The sequence below is a fragment of the uncultured Bradyrhizobium sp. genome, assembly GCF_936943645.1.
In the GTDB taxonomy this organism is placed as follows: domain Bacteria; phylum Pseudomonadota; class Alphaproteobacteria; order Rhizobiales; family Xanthobacteraceae; genus Bradyrhizobium.
The window spans coordinates 1-12,855 of record NZ_CAKZJO010000020.1 but is presented as its reverse complement, the minus strand read 5'-3'; the positions used below and the strand labels follow the sequence as shown (position 1 = coordinate 12,855).

The window sequence follows — 12,855 nt, the reverse complement described above, 5'->3', positions numbered from 1 at the left end:
CGCCGCCAGTTTCTATTGTCTTTCCGTCAGAATAGCCCTTCCGGGGCAAATATTGGAGACCGGCGTGGCCGTCATCGTACCTTTCGAAACTCCCGGCGCGTCGATCGAAGAGCTGGTGGCCCTTGTCGCCCCTGACATGGAGCGCGTCAACGCCACGATCCTGTCGCGGACCGGTTCGGACGTGACCATGATCCCGGAAGTGGCCAACCATCTGATTTCCTCGGGCGGCAAGCGCCTGCGCCCGATGCTGACGCTCGCCATGGCCAACCTCGCCGGCTACACCGGCGACGGCCACATCAAGCTCGCCGCCAGCGTCGAGTTCATGCATACCGCCACGCTCCTGCACGACGACGTCGTCGACGAGAGCGAGATGCGGCGCGGCAAGCTGTCAGCCCGCATGCTCTGGGGCAACGAGGCGAGCGTCTTGGTCGGCGACTTCCTGCTCGGACAGGCGTTCCGCATGATGGTCGAGGTCGGCTCGCTGCGCGCGCTCGACATCCTCTCCGCGGCCGCCGCCACCATCGCCGAGGGCGAGGTGATGCAGCTCGCCGCCGCCAAGAACACCGCCACCACCGAGGACGAATATCTCGCCGTGATCCGCGGCAAGACCGCGGAGCTGTTCGCAGCTGCCTGCGAGGTCGGCCCCGTCATCGCCAACCGCCCGAAGGCCGAGCAGACATCCTGCCGCTCGTTCGGCATGAATCTCGGCATCGCCTTCCAGCTCGTCGATGACGTGCTCGACTACGGCGGCAAGAGCGCCAAGCTCGGCAAGAACACCGGCGACGATTTCCGCGAGGGCAAGATCACGCTCCCCGTGGTGCTCGCCTTCCGCCGCGGCAACGACACCGAGCGCGCGTTCTGGATTCGCGCGCTCGAGCGCGGCGAGATCGGCGACAGCGACCTCGACCACGCCATCGGGCTGATGAACAAGCACCGTGCACTCGAGGACACGCTGAGCCGCGCCCAGCATTACGGCGCCATGGCCGTCGACGCGCTGGCGCTGTTCCCGTCCTCGCCGATGAAGAGCGCGCTGGAGCAGGTCGTGGCGTTCTGCCTGGCACGGTCGCATTGAACGACTGACAACCGAGCACGCGCTGTCGTCGCTGCGAAAGCAGGGACCCATACCGCGTGATCCATCGAGAGAGCCCGGCGTCAGTACCGACAACGAGCGGTCTTCGCCAAACTCCTTCCCGTGGTTATGGGTCCCCGCTTTCGCAGGGACGACAGCGGTGAGTTAGGCGCCGACTGTCCCCTCATCGTCATTGCGAGCCACCGGGTCCGCGCAAAGCGCGGCCCGATGACAGGCTCCACGAAGCAATCCAGAAACCCTCTGCGGACACAGTCTGGATTGCTTCGCTGCGCTCGCAATGACGGAGCAAAGTGCAGCGCTCCCTTCCTCGTGTCCCGAACGCGCTGCAGCGTGCGACGCTCCTGCGAGCCGGGACCCACGCGGTACCCAGAGATCGGCACGATGGGCCCCGGCTCTGCAGCGCACCGCTCCGGACGATGCTCCGCATCGCCGGGAGCGCTGCGCTGCGTCCGGGGCACGAGAGCGGTTCCGCACGCGCTTCCGTCGCGCATCCGCCTGCCAGCTTTATCTCCATATCCTCACCGCGGGATTCTCGCTGCAGGCTCCACCCGTACGACTGCTGTCCATCCAGTGACTTGCATTTTGCAAGTTACTATCCTAGCTTCCCGCCATGCAGCCGAAATCCCCCTCGATCCTGGAATGCCCGGTCGGCCGCGCCGTCGAGACGGTCGGCGAATGGTGGAGCATCCTGATCCTGCGCGATGCGTTTCAGGGCGCGACCAGGTTCGACGAGTTCTCGCAAAATCTCGGCATCGCGCCGAACATCCTATCGCGGCGTCTGGCCCATCTCACGGCATCGGGCATGTTCGTGCGCTGCCGCTATCATGAGCGGCCGCCGCGTTACGAATATGTGCTGACGGACAAGGCGCGGGATTTCTTTCCCGTCATTGCGGCGCTGCTGGCCTGGGGCAACAGGCATCTCGCCCCTCGGGGCGAATCCATTCTGCTGGCGAGCCGCGACGGCGTCCGCCCGCTCGATCCCGTGGTCGTCGACGCCGGCAGCAAGCAGCCCATCACGCTCGCCAACACGGTCGCGATTGCAGGGCCGCGCGCCAGCCGCGGAATGCGCAAGCGCATCGCTTCGCTCAAGGCCATGAACCCGGCCGTCGCGCCGGCGGGAGACTAGACATGCGTCGTATCGTCGTGACGGGAATGGGCGCGGTGTCGCCGCTGGCATGCGGTGTCGAGCTGTCCTGGCGCCGGCTTCTGGCCGGTCAGAGCGGGCTGCGCCCGTTGCCGGAATGGGCGCAGGCGCTGCCGGCACGCATTGCCGGCCGCGTGCCCAACAAGGCCGATGATGCCGACGGCGGCTTCGATCCCGCGCAAGCGGCCGCGCCAAAAGACCAGCGCAAGATGGACCGCTTCATCCTGTTCGCCCTGCTCGCGACGGCCGAAGCGGTCGCACAGGCCGGATGGACGCCGGAGGATGCAAGCGCGCTGGAGCGCACGGCAACGATCATCGGCTCGGGCGTCGGCGGTTTCCCGGCGATGGCGGAGGCGGTGCGCATCACCGAGCAGCGCGGCGCGCGCCGGCTCTCGCCGTTCACGATTCCCTCCTTCCTCGCCAATCTCGCCGCCGGCCACGTCTCGATCAAATACGGCTACAAGGGCGCGCTGGGTACGCCGGTCACCGCCTGCGCCGCCGGCGTGCAGGCGATCGGTGATGCCGCGCGCATGATCCGCAGCGGCGAAGCCGATGTCGCGATCTGCGGCGGCGCGGAGGCCTGCATCGATATCGTCAGCCTCGGCGGCTTTGCCGCGGCGCGTGCGCTGTCGAGCGGATTCAACGAGGAGCCCGCGCGCGCCTCGCGCCCGTTCGATCGCAAGCGCGACGGTTTTGTGATGGGCGAAGGTGCCGGCATCCTGGTGGTCGAAGAGCGCGAGCACGCCCTGGCGCGCGGCGCGACGCCGCTCGCGGAGATCGTCGGCTACGGCACCACCGCGGATGCCTATCACATGACGTCGGGCCCGCCCGATGGCGAGGGCGCCCGCCGCGCCATGGAGATCGCGCTCCGGCAGGCCAAGCTTGCACCCGCTGATCTGCAGCATCTCAACGCGCATGCGACCTCGACGCCGGCCGGCGACGAGAGCGAGCTCGGCGCGATCGCCGCGCTGTTCGGCCGCGATCGCGGCATCGCCGTGAGCGCGACCAAATCCGCCACCGGCCATCTGCTCGGCGCCGCCGGGGGCCTCGAGGCGATCTTCACCGTGCTCGCCCTGCGCGACCAGATCGCGCCGCCGACACTCAACCTGGAAGACCCCGATGCGGGCGCTGACGGCATCGACATCGTCGCAGGCAGCGCGCGGCCGATGCCGATGCAACACGCCATCTCCAACGGTTTCGGCTTCGGCGGCGTGAATGCCAGCGTGATCTTCCGCCGTACGGGCTAAACGAGAGCGCTTTGCGCCAGCGGCCTTTGAGCGAGAGCCCTTGCAATCGCGGCCCGCTCCGCTACGAAAACAGGATGATCGAAACCAATTTCTGGCTGTTCCTGGCCGCCGCCTGTGTCATTGCCGCCGTTCCCGGCCCCGGCATCTTCTATGTCGCCGCGCGGACCTTGTCGGAGGGGCGGGCGAGCGGTTTTGCATCAACCGCGGGCACGGCGCTGGGCGGGCTGGTTCATGTCGTCGCCGGCAGCCTCGGCATCTCCGCGATCATCTTGGCGAGCGCCGAGTTGTTCGCCGCCGTGAAGTTCGTCGGCGCGCTCTATCTGGTCTGGCTCGGCATCAGGACGTTTCGCAGCGCCGGCCGCGCGCTGTCGCTGGAGAGCGAAAGCACCGGCGACAAACGCGCGTTCCGCGACGGCGTGCTGGTCGAGGCACTGAACCCGAAGACCGCCGCATTCTTCCTCGCCTTCATCCCGCAGTTCCTCGATCCCGCGGGAGCGAGCCCCACGCTGCAATTCATCATGCTGGGTGCGATCTCGGTCGCGCTGAACACGCTCGCCGACATCGTCGTGGTGCTGATGGCCTCCGCAACACGCACGCAGCTGATCGGACGGCCGCAGCTGATGCGGCGGCTCACCCAGGGCTCCGGCGTCTTCATCGCGGGTCTCGGCCTGTCGCTCGCACTGGTCCGGCGGCCCGCGAATGGATAGCGCCGCGATGCCCGCCCCGAAAAGCTGCTTTTACGAGTCCCATGGCCTCAAGCTGCATTACGCCGATTGGGGCAATGAGAGCGCGCCTCCTCTCATCCTGGTTCATGGCGGCCGCGATCATTGCCGAAGCTGGGACGTCATCGCCCGGTCGCTGCAACCGCATTTCCACGTGGTCGCACCGGATCTGCGCGGCCACGGCGATTCCGACTGGACCCGCGGCGGCAGCTACGCCCTGACCGAATATGTCTACGATCTCACCCAGCTCCTCCGCGTCATCGCAGCGCCGGAGGTCGCTCTGATCGGCCATTCGATGGGCGGCATGGTGAGCCTGATCTTTTCAGGGTCGTTTCCCGAGCAGGTCAGGAAGCTGGTCGTGCTCGACGGCGTCACCATGCTGCCGGATACGCCGAAACCGCCGGCGCATGAGCGCATCGGCAAATGGGTCACTCAGCTCGACAAGCTTCACGACCGCACGCCGCGCCGTTATGCGACCCTCGAAGCCGCCGCCGCGCAGATGGTGCTTCACAACAAGCGCCTCGCCCGCGACCTTGCGCTGCATCTTGCGACGCACGGCGCGCGACGGAACGAGGACGGTACCTATAGCTGGAAGTTCGATCCCTATCAGCGCGCCTCGGCGCCGCACCGGCTCTGGCCGGACGATCACGTCGCGCTGTGGTCCCGCATCGCCTGCCCGACGCTGCTGCTCAATGCCGGCGAAAGCTTTCTCGCCGGCGCCAGGACGGCAGGCCTGGAGCGCTATTTCCAGAACGCGCGCATCGAGACCATCGCCGGCGCCGGCCACTGGCTGCAGCACGACAAGCCGGACGAGGTGCTGGGCGAGATCCGGCGGTTTCTGGGGCTCGACGAGGAAAGCGCGGGTTAGCTCTGCTGCCGTAGGGTGGGCAAAGCGAAGCGTGCCCACGACTTTCTTGCGACCATGAACAGATCGTGGGCACGGCGCAAGAGCGCCTTTGCCCACCCTACGGCACCGTGATCGCGAAGCCAGCTAGCTCAACGTCCCAGCATGCACCCACCAGCCGTGGTGATCGCGGCGGATCTTTTCGGCGGCAGCATGCGCTTCGTTGGCCGCGCCATAGATCGCAAAGCAGGTCGCACCCGAGCCGGACATGCGGGCGAGCTTGACGCCGGCGGAGTCGCGAAGGGCATCCAGCACCTCGCCGATCACCGGCTCGATCCGCAATGCAGGCGCTTCGAGATCGTTGGGAACGCTTTCGAGAACATCGACCCAATCGACGATTGATCCGCCCTCTTCCGGCCAGGCCGGAGCCTGGAGCACCGAGGTGGCACCGACCAGGAGCTCCCCGTTACGCAGGCCGAGCTCCTTGAATACGTCCTTGGTGGCGACCGGCACGCGGGGATTGACCATCACGCAGGGCATGCTCGGCAGCTTGAGCGGCAACAGCTGCTCGCCAACGCCGGTCATGTCGCAAGCGCGCGAGAACAGGCACACCGGCACGTCGGCGCCGGTGGCGAGCGCGACCTTCTGCAGGCGGGGATCATCGAGCGACAGATCGTTGAGACGCGCCAGGAGCCGCAGCGCCGCCGCGGCGTCGGCCGAGCCACCGCCGATGCCGGCTGCCACGGGGAGCACCTTGTCGAGCGCGAACGCGCCGAGCTTCAGGTTCGGCACCGCCTCGGCCAGCAGCCTGGCGGCCTTGAACACGAGATTGTCGGAGGCATCGCCGCAGGCCGCGGCCAGCGGCCCGGTGGTGGTGAGCTTCAGCTCGCCACCCGGCTCCAGCGTCAGCCGGTCGGCGCAGTCGGCAAACGCAACAACGCTTTCGAGATCATGATAGCCGTCGGCACGACGGCCGACGACGCGAAGGCTCAAATTGACCTTCGCCCGTCCTTCTTCAATCAACGCCGGCATCGGCGAAACGCCCCCAACTTCACTTAAGACTAGCCGCCCTTGCCGTCGTCCTTCTTCTTTTCCGCCTGCGCGGCCGAAGAGTTCGAATTGTCGTCAGCGAGCCCGTTGGCAATCTTGGCCTCGATCTTCGGAAGCTCCTCCGGCTCGGGCTTGAGATCGCGGGCGTGCGCCCACTGGAATTTGGCTTCCAGCGTGCGGCCGACGCGCCAATAGGCATCGCCAAGGTGATCGTTGATGGTCGGATCTTCCGGCTTGAGGTCGATCGCACGCTCGAGGTTCTTCACCGCCTCTTCGTAATTGCCGATGCGGTAATAGGCCCAGCCGAGGGAGTCGACGATATAGCCGTCGTCGGGACGCTGCTCGACGGCGCGCTTGATCATCTTCATGCCTTCGTCGAGGTTCACGCCCTGGTCGATCCAGGAATAGCCGAGATAGTTGAGCACATGCGGCTGGTCGGGCTGCAGCTCGAGCGCCTTCTTCATGTCGGCCTCGGCCTTGGCCCACTCCTTGGAGCGCTCCTCGCAGATGCCCCGATAATAGTACCAGACGCTGTTGGCCTTGTCGTTGCCGGGTGTCAGCGCGTCGATGCCGCGCGAGTAGGTCGCGCCGCAATCGCCGAATTTCTTGCGGCCGCGCTCGATGTTGCCGAGCGCCATGATGGCTTCGAGGTCCTTGCCATCCTCCGCGGTGACGCCCTTGAGGATCTTGATCGCCTCGTCGGTCCGGTCGGCGGAATCGAGGTCGATGGCGAGCTGGATCTGCGCGTTGCGCTTCAGCGGCGAGCTCGCCGGCACGCGCTCATAGACCTTGATCGCCATCTGCGGCCGCTTCACCGACTCGTAGAGATCGGCGAGCGAAAGCAGCGCGAGCGGATGCGTCGGCTGCAGGTAGAGCGAGAGCTGGAGATAGACCAGCGCCAGGTCCTCGCCGCCGCGGCGGGTCAGCGTCGCGCCGATGCCGTAGAGCGCTTCGGCAGCGCCTCCTTGCGCGGAATCGACCAGCGGCGGCATTTTCTTGCCGGCCTTGGTCTCACGCAGGCCCTCCTGGATCAGCGGATGGCGCGCGAGCTTCTTGTCGAAGGCCTGATAGACATTGGTTGCGGCGGCGGAATCCTTGTTACGCGACAGCCAGCGCGCATAGGCCTCGGTCACGCGCAGCATGGAATCGTCGAGCTTGTAGGCGCGCTCGAAGCGGGCGCCGGCGTCCTTCTCCTTGCCGGAGAGCTCGAGGATCATGCCGGCGTGGAGGTCCTTGAACAGCGGATACCATTCGGGTCCCGCCAGCTTGTCGATGGTGGCAACACCGCCCTTGGCATCGCCCGCACCGTAGGCGGCCCACCCCGACAGCAGGGTGGCGACGAGGTCGGTGATCGGACCGCGGATCGACTGGTTGATGTTGGTCTGCGCGGCCGCGTACTTCTTCACCTTGAGGTCATGGACGCCGACGACGAGACGCGCGACGCGATTGGTCTTGTCGATGGTGAGGATGCGCTCGGCGAGCTTGACGGCTTCCTCGATGTCGCCATCGGCGACCGAGGAGATGAAGGCGCGGTCGAGCAGCTCGTTGTTCTTCGGATCGGTGCGCAGCGCCGAGCGGTAGAACGCGGCGGCGGAAGCCGCGTCGCGCTCGACGCTGGCATGGCGGGCGGCCAGATAGCTGCCGGCGGTGGTGAGCGACTTCAGATCGTTCCGGGTCGGAAACTGCGCCGCCGTATCGGAGGGATGATCCGGCGTCTGCGCCAGGACCCTGCCGGGGACGGTTGCCATCGCTGTGCCCATGAGGGCGATGGCGGCAACAGTCCAGCGGTTGAAACGATTTGAAAACATCAGGGCTCGCCTTGAGTTGGTAGTGCCTGGGTTTGCAGCAGAGGGCCGTATCGCATGCGAACGCGGCCGGAGGCATCCGGACCCGGAACCGTCAGGCCGACAATGCCGCTTTTGGCGCGTCGCCGCAAGGATTCGGACCGGACGTCCCCCTCCGCACGCCCCAAATCGGCCGGTTACAGGTCAAGAGCAGCCCCAAGACGCCGCCACTATGGCCTTATCGTGGCCGCGACCGGTGGCCGCGCCCCACTCCTCACGCGAACGTGCGCCGGACCACCTTTGTGTGATCGGGGCCCGCCCGTCCGGCCGGTTCTTACATCGCCTCGTAGTTCGGGCCGCCGCCGCCCTCCGGCGGAACCCAGGTGATGTTACCGTTGGGGTCCTTCACATCGCAGGTTTTGCAGTGGACGCAGTTCTGGGCGTTGATCTGGAAACGCGGGCTCGATCCTTCCTCGACCCACTCGTAGACGCCGGCGGGGCAATAGCGATTCGAAGGACCGGCGAAGACGTCGTGCTCGGAGGTCTTTTGCAGGCTCATGTCCGTGACCTTGAGATGGACCGGCTGGTCCTCCTCATGGTTGGTATTGGACAGGAAGACCGAGGACAGCTTGTCGAAGGAGATCTTGCCGTCCGGCTTCGGGTAGTTCTTCGGAGCGTGGCTCTTCGCCGCGTCGAGCGTGGCGCGGTCGGCCTTGGCATGGGACTGGGTGCCGAACAGCGAGGCGCCGAACAGCGTGTTGCACCACATGTCGAAGATGCCGAGCCCGGCGCCGATAAAGGTGCCGAACTTCGACAGGAGCGGCTTGGCGTTGCGGACGGGGTAAAGGTCCTTGCCGACGACGGAGTCGCGCCAGGCATTTTCGTATTCGACGAGCTCGTCGTTGGCGCGGCCCGCAGCCAGCGCGGCGCTCACATGCTCGGCGGCGAGCATTCCGGTGCCCATCGCGTTGTGCACGCCCTTGATGCGCGGCACGTTGACGAAGCCGGCAGCGCAGCCGATCAGCGCGCCACCGGGGAAGCTCAGCCGCGGCACCGACTGGTAGCCGCCTTCGGTGATGGCGCGCGCGCCATAGGCCAGCCGCTTGCCGCCTTCGAGCGTCGAGCGCACGGCCGGATGGTTCTTGACGCGCTGGAACTCGTCGAACGGCGACAGATAGGGGTCGTTGTAGTTGAGGTGGACGACGAAGCCGATCGACACCAGGTTCTCGTCGTAATGGTAGAAGAACAGGCCACCGCCGGTGTCGTTGCCCAGCGGCCAGCCGACTGCGTGCTGGACGAGACCCTTCTGGTGCTTGGCGGGATCGATCTGCCAGACTTCCTTGAGGCCGATACCGAATTTCGGCGGCTCGCTCTTGGCGTCGAGCGCGTATTTCGCGATGAGCTGCTTGGTCAGGCTGCCGCGCGCGCCTTCCGCGAACAGCGTGTACTTGCCGAGCAATTCCATGCCGCGGGTGAAGGAGTCCTTCGGCTTGCCGTCACGGCCGATACCCATGTCGCCGGTGGCGATACCCCTGACGTTGCCCGCCTCGTCATAGAGCACCTCGGCGGCGGCAAAGCCCGGATAGATCTCGACGCCGAGCGCCTCGGCCTTCCGCGCCAGCCAACGGCAGACATTGCCGAGCGAGCCGATGTAGCAATGATGATTGTTCATCAGCGGCGGCATGATGAAGTTCGGCAGCTTGATCGCGCCAGTCTCGGTGAACCAGAAGAAGCGGTCGTCCTTCACCTGGGTCTTGAGCGAGCAATCGGGATCGTCGCGCCAGTCCGGGACCAGTTTGTCGAGACCTGCGGGATCGATCACCGCGCCGGAGAGAATATGCGCGCCGACCTCGGAGCCCTTCTCGACCACGACGACATTGAGATCGGCATTGAGCTGCTTCAGCCGGATCGCGGCGGACAGGCCGGAGGGGCCGGCGCCGACGATGACGACGTCGAATTCCATGGATTCGCGCGGGGGAAGTTCTTCGGTGCTCATCTGATCTCAGCCCTTGAGACGGTCCTCGGTCGTTTGCGGCCCCCTTGTTTCCGATTTTTCCGGGCAGGACAACAGCGGAAATGCGTTTCGCTGGGATGCAAGGCGCCCCAAAGTGATATAAAAGTCTGACTTTCCATGACCCCCGAACCCGCCCCCACTGTCCGCGAGCTGCTTGCCTTCTATCTGGAGGCGGGAGTCGACTGCGCGCTCGCGGAGGAACCGATAGACCGCCTGGCGGAAATCGATGCGCCACCGCCGGCCCCGCGCGTCGCGCCAGCCGAGGCGCCTCGGCCGGTGGCCGCGCCGGCGGTGATGCGCGGCGAGGCCGCTCCTGCACCCGACATCGCCATCGCTTCGGCGCGCGAGGCGGCGCGCACCGCGCCGACGCTGGAGGCGCTGCGCGAGCTGATGCAGAATTTCGAGGGCTGCGCGCTGAAGCACACCGCGACGCGGCTGGTTTTCGCCGACGGCAATCCGCAGGCGCGCATCATGTTCGTCGGCGAGGCGCCGGGCCGCGACGAGGATATCGAAGGCCTGCCCTTCGTCGGACGCAGCGGCAAGCTACTCGATCTCATGATCGGCGCGATCGGCCTCAACCGCAGCACCGCCTACATCGCCAACGTGATACCCTGGCGGCCGCCCGGCAACCGCACACCGACGCCGCAGGAAACGCAAGTGTGCCTGCCCTTCATCCAGCGCCAGATCGAGCTGGTGAATCCCGACGTGCTGGTGACGCTCGGCAATCCCTCGACCCAGACCTTGCTCGGAACGCGCGAGGGCATCATGCGCACCCGCGGGCGCTGGTTCGACTACGAGACGGGCGGGCGCACCATCCGCGCGCTGCCGACGTTCCATCCGGCCTATCTGCTCCGCTCGCCGTCCTACAAGCGGCTGGCCTGGCAGGATCTGCGCGCGATCGCGAAGGTGCTGGCGGGATAGCGCGCTGCAGTAGGGTAGCGGGTTGGTGAGGGGCGGAATACTCCCTCCCCGTCATTGCGAGCGAAGCGAAGCAATCCAGAATCTCTCCGGGGAAAGATTCTGGATTGCTTCGTCGCAAGGGCTCCTCGCAATGACGGCGGAGAGACCGCGTCAGGCTCTCGTAGGGCTAACAGGCTCTCGCGTCCCGGACGCGGTACGGCACGTAGTGACGCGCCGCAGAGCCGGGACCCAGAAAGCAACACAGCGTCATGTGGGGGGATGGGCCCCGGCTCTGCAGCGCACCGCCGAAAAGGCGTTGCGCAGCGTCCGGGGCACGAGACCTGCCTACGTCCCCTTCGGCCGCACGATGGCCCAGCCGATGCGCAGGAGCTGCTGGCGCCCGGTCACCAGCCATTCGAAGGCGCGCGGCACTTCCGGCACGATGCCGGGGAAACGCGCGAGGATGTCGGGCGGCGGCGTGCCGGCGGTATCGGAGGCGCGCCAGACCACGACGCCGCCGGTCTCGCTGAACTTGGTCTGATTCATCCATGGCGTCCGCGCAGGGTTCGCGTCGATGAAGAGATGCGGTCGCCCCGAATGCAGCGTGATCAGGCTCGCCAGCTGGGTCTCGCCGGCGACCGCGCGCAGGCGGTGGTTGGTTCGGCGGGCGAAGCTCTCGTCGAAGAAATCCGAGATCGCGCGCGCGGGCATCGAGGTCGCGATTTCGTTGGCCCCGGTCCAGGGCAGGAACAGCACGGCGAGCACCACGCCGGCGGCCGGCGCGACGACGGCGGCAGCCCACACCATGCGCAGCATGCGCGCGCGGCGCATCGCGATGAGGTCGCCGGCCGCGACGACCACGGCAAGCCCGGACAGGACCAGCACGGCACCGGCTCCGCCCACGACGGAATCGAGACCCAGCAGGCCCGAGATCAGGACCGCACCGAGCGCCGGCGCCAGCGCGAAGAAGTAGACGAAATTGCGCGCGAGCGGCTCGACCGGCGGACGATAGATGATCGGCGCCTCCTCGCCCTTGGCGACGAACAGGCCGGTGTTGAGGAAGGTCAGCGCCGGAATCGCGGCGGCCCCGAGCACGAGGCCGCCGAGCAGCCAGGCCGCGTGAACCGCGCGCGCCTTCAGCTCGGCGACCTCAGGCAGGGTCGGCAGAACCAGTGTCTCGGCCCGCATCAGCCAGACCGCATAGGGCAGCGCCAGCACCGCCACGACGATCAAAGCGAACAGCGGATCGAGCGCGCGCAGCGTGCGGCGGCCGCCGGCGGTCGAGAGCGCGAAGACGACGAGCAGGAGCAGCAGGAAGATCGCCGCGGGCGTCGTCAGCAGCAACAGGCCGGCCTCGATCGACCAGGCGAACCAGGCATTGCCGCGGCGCTGGCCGATGATCTGCCAGGAGTGCAGCAGCAGCAGCGCCCAGAGCGGCCGGGCCAGGACGAGAGGGCCGAAGTCGAGCGCCGATGAGGAGAAGGCGAGCACCGTCATGGTCAGGAGCACGGCGAGCACCGCCTGCTGCGAGCCGACCACGGCGCGGGACAGATGATAGAGCGCGATGAAGGTGGCGATCTCGCAGAGCTGGGCGAGCACATAGACGCCGAACATGTGGCCGCCCGCGGCGCGATAGGCGATGTCGGCGAGCCAGACCGGCAAGGGCGGACCGAGATCGGTGCCGACCTGATATTCGCGTCCAAAGGCGAGGAGCGTTGCGAGGGTGCCGGGCGGGCTGCGGTAGAACACCACGGCCACGAACAGCCACATTGCGGCCTGGAGCAGCACGGCGATCCACACGATCAGCCGCGGCCGGGCGCGAATGAGCTCGATGACCAGGGAGGTAAACCGCATGCAACGCCCGAAAGATGCAGCCAACCCGTCCAGCCGGCCCTATTCGCTCACATCTGTTTTGATAAAGGGCGCCATGCGTCGTGGCAACTGGACTTGCGAGGGAGCCACGCGATCGGTGCTTGTTCTCCCTCTCCCCGTTCTCACGGGGAGAGGGTTGGGGTGAGGGGCTGCTTCCGCAATCACGGTGAGAGACGGACTCGCGGAAG

At 66.8% G+C, this 12,855-nt stretch carries 10 protein-coding genes; 6 read left to right on the top strand and 4 right to left on the bottom strand.

Translation table 11 applies throughout. From position 1 onward, the window contains the following. Positions 1 to 64: 64 nt before the first annotated feature. From Q0743_RS02355 to Q0743_RS02335, 5 genes are all read left to right on the top strand, one after another. Positions 65 to 1,072, top strand: a complete 1,008-nt coding sequence (locus Q0743_RS02355; RefSeq protein ID WP_298239987.1) for a polyprenyl synthetase family protein — start codon at positions 65 to 67, stop codon at positions 1,070 to 1,072. 628 nt (positions 1,073 to 1,700) lie between these two features. After that, the gene (locus Q0743_RS02350) at positions 1,701 to 2,216 is read left to right on the top strand and encodes a helix-turn-helix domain-containing protein (RefSeq protein ID WP_298239986.1); all 516 of its coding nucleotides are present in this window, start codon (positions 1,701 to 1,703) and stop codon (positions 2,214 to 2,216) included. Between the two features lie 2 nt (positions 2,217 to 2,218). Beyond that, entirely contained in the window at positions 2,219 to 3,481 is a 1,263-nt protein-coding gene (fabF, locus tag Q0743_RS02345; RefSeq protein WP_298239985.1) for a beta-ketoacyl-ACP synthase II, read from the top strand. A 74-nt stretch (positions 3,482 to 3,555) separates the two neighbouring features. Beyond that, a complete protein-coding gene (locus Q0743_RS02340) occupies positions 3,556 to 4,188 on the top strand; it encodes a LysE family translocator (protein WP_298239984.1) in 633 nt (210 codons plus the stop codon). Positions 4,189 to 4,195: 7 nt separating this feature from the next. Continuing rightward, positions 4,196 to 5,071 (top strand): alpha/beta hydrolase, encoded by an 876-nt coding sequence (locus Q0743_RS02335; protein ID WP_298239983.1) that lies wholly within the window; start codon positions 4,196 to 4,198, stop codon positions 5,069 to 5,071. A 123-nt stretch (positions 5,072 to 5,194) separates the two neighbouring features. On the opposite strand, the gene Q0743_RS02330 is transcribed toward Q0743_RS02335, so the two are convergent. From Q0743_RS02330 to Q0743_RS02320, 3 genes are all read right to left on the bottom strand, one after another. Next, the gene (locus tag Q0743_RS02330) at positions 5,195 to 6,079 is read right to left on the bottom strand and encodes a 4-(cytidine 5'-diphospho)-2-C-methyl-D-erythritol kinase (protein ID WP_298239982.1); all 885 of its coding nucleotides are present in this window, start codon (positions 6,077 to 6,079) and stop codon (positions 5,195 to 5,197) included. 29 nt (positions 6,080 to 6,108) lie between these two features. Then, positions 6,109 to 7,905: a tetratricopeptide repeat protein gene (locus tag Q0743_RS02325; RefSeq protein ID WP_298239981.1), complete on the bottom strand. Its 1,797-nt coding sequence runs from the start codon at positions 7,903 to 7,905 to the stop codon at positions 6,109 to 6,111. Between the two features lie 310 nt (positions 7,906 to 8,215). Further along, entirely contained in the window at positions 8,216 to 9,877 is a 1,662-nt protein-coding gene (locus tag Q0743_RS02320) for an electron transfer flavoprotein-ubiquinone oxidoreductase (protein WP_298239980.1), read from the bottom strand. 135 nt (positions 9,878 to 10,012) lie between these two features. Here Q0743_RS02320 and Q0743_RS02315 point away from each other — a divergent pair, with 135 nt between their 5' ends. Beyond that, positions 10,013 to 10,816, top strand: a complete 804-nt coding sequence (locus tag Q0743_RS02315) for a uracil-DNA glycosylase (RefSeq protein ID WP_298239979.1) — start codon at positions 10,013 to 10,015, stop codon at positions 10,814 to 10,816. A 324-nt stretch (positions 10,817 to 11,140) separates the two neighbouring features. Here Q0743_RS02315 and Q0743_RS02310 read toward each other — a convergent pair whose 3' ends face one another. Next, positions 11,141 to 12,649, bottom strand: coding sequence for a glycosyltransferase family 39 protein (locus tag Q0743_RS02310; RefSeq protein WP_298239978.1), 1,509 nt, complete (start codon positions 12,647 to 12,649; stop codon positions 11,141 to 11,143). Between the last annotated feature and the right edge of the window lie 206 nt (positions 12,650 to 12,855).

Excerpts from the sequence above, each read along its gene's own strand:
- Q0743_RS02350 (WP_298239986.1), top strand. The coding sequence starts at position 1,701 with ATGCAGCCGAAATCCCCCTCGATCCTGGAATGCCCGGTCGGCCGCGCC.
- fabF (WP_298239985.1), top strand. The coding sequence starts at position 2,219 with ATGCGTCGTATCGTCGTGACGGGAATGGGCGCGGTGTCGCCGCTGGCA.
- Q0743_RS02340 (WP_298239984.1), top strand. The coding sequence starts at position 3,556 with ATGATCGAAACCAATTTCTGGCTGTTCCTGGCCGCCGCCTGTGTCATT.
- Q0743_RS02335 (WP_298239983.1), top strand. The coding sequence starts at position 4,196 with ATGCCCGCCCCGAAAAGCTGCTTTTACGAGTCCCATGGCCTCAAGCTG.
- Q0743_RS02330 (WP_298239982.1), bottom strand. The coding sequence starts at position 6,079 with ATGCCGGCGTTGATTGAAGAAGGACGGGCGAAGGTCAATTTGAGCCTT.
- Q0743_RS02325 (WP_298239981.1), bottom strand. The coding sequence starts at position 7,905 with ATGTTTTCAAATCGTTTCAACCGCTGGACTGTTGCCGCCATCGCCCTC.
- Q0743_RS02320 (WP_298239980.1), bottom strand. The coding sequence starts at position 9,877 with ATGAGCACCGAAGAACTTCCCCCGCGCGAATCCATGGAATTCGACGTC.
- Q0743_RS02315 (WP_298239979.1), top strand. The coding sequence starts at position 10,013 with ATGACCCCCGAACCCGCCCCCACTGTCCGCGAGCTGCTTGCCTTCTAT.
- Q0743_RS02310 (WP_298239978.1), bottom strand. The coding sequence starts at position 12,649 with ATGCGGTTTACCTCCCTGGTCATCGAGCTCATTCGCGCCCGGCCGCGG.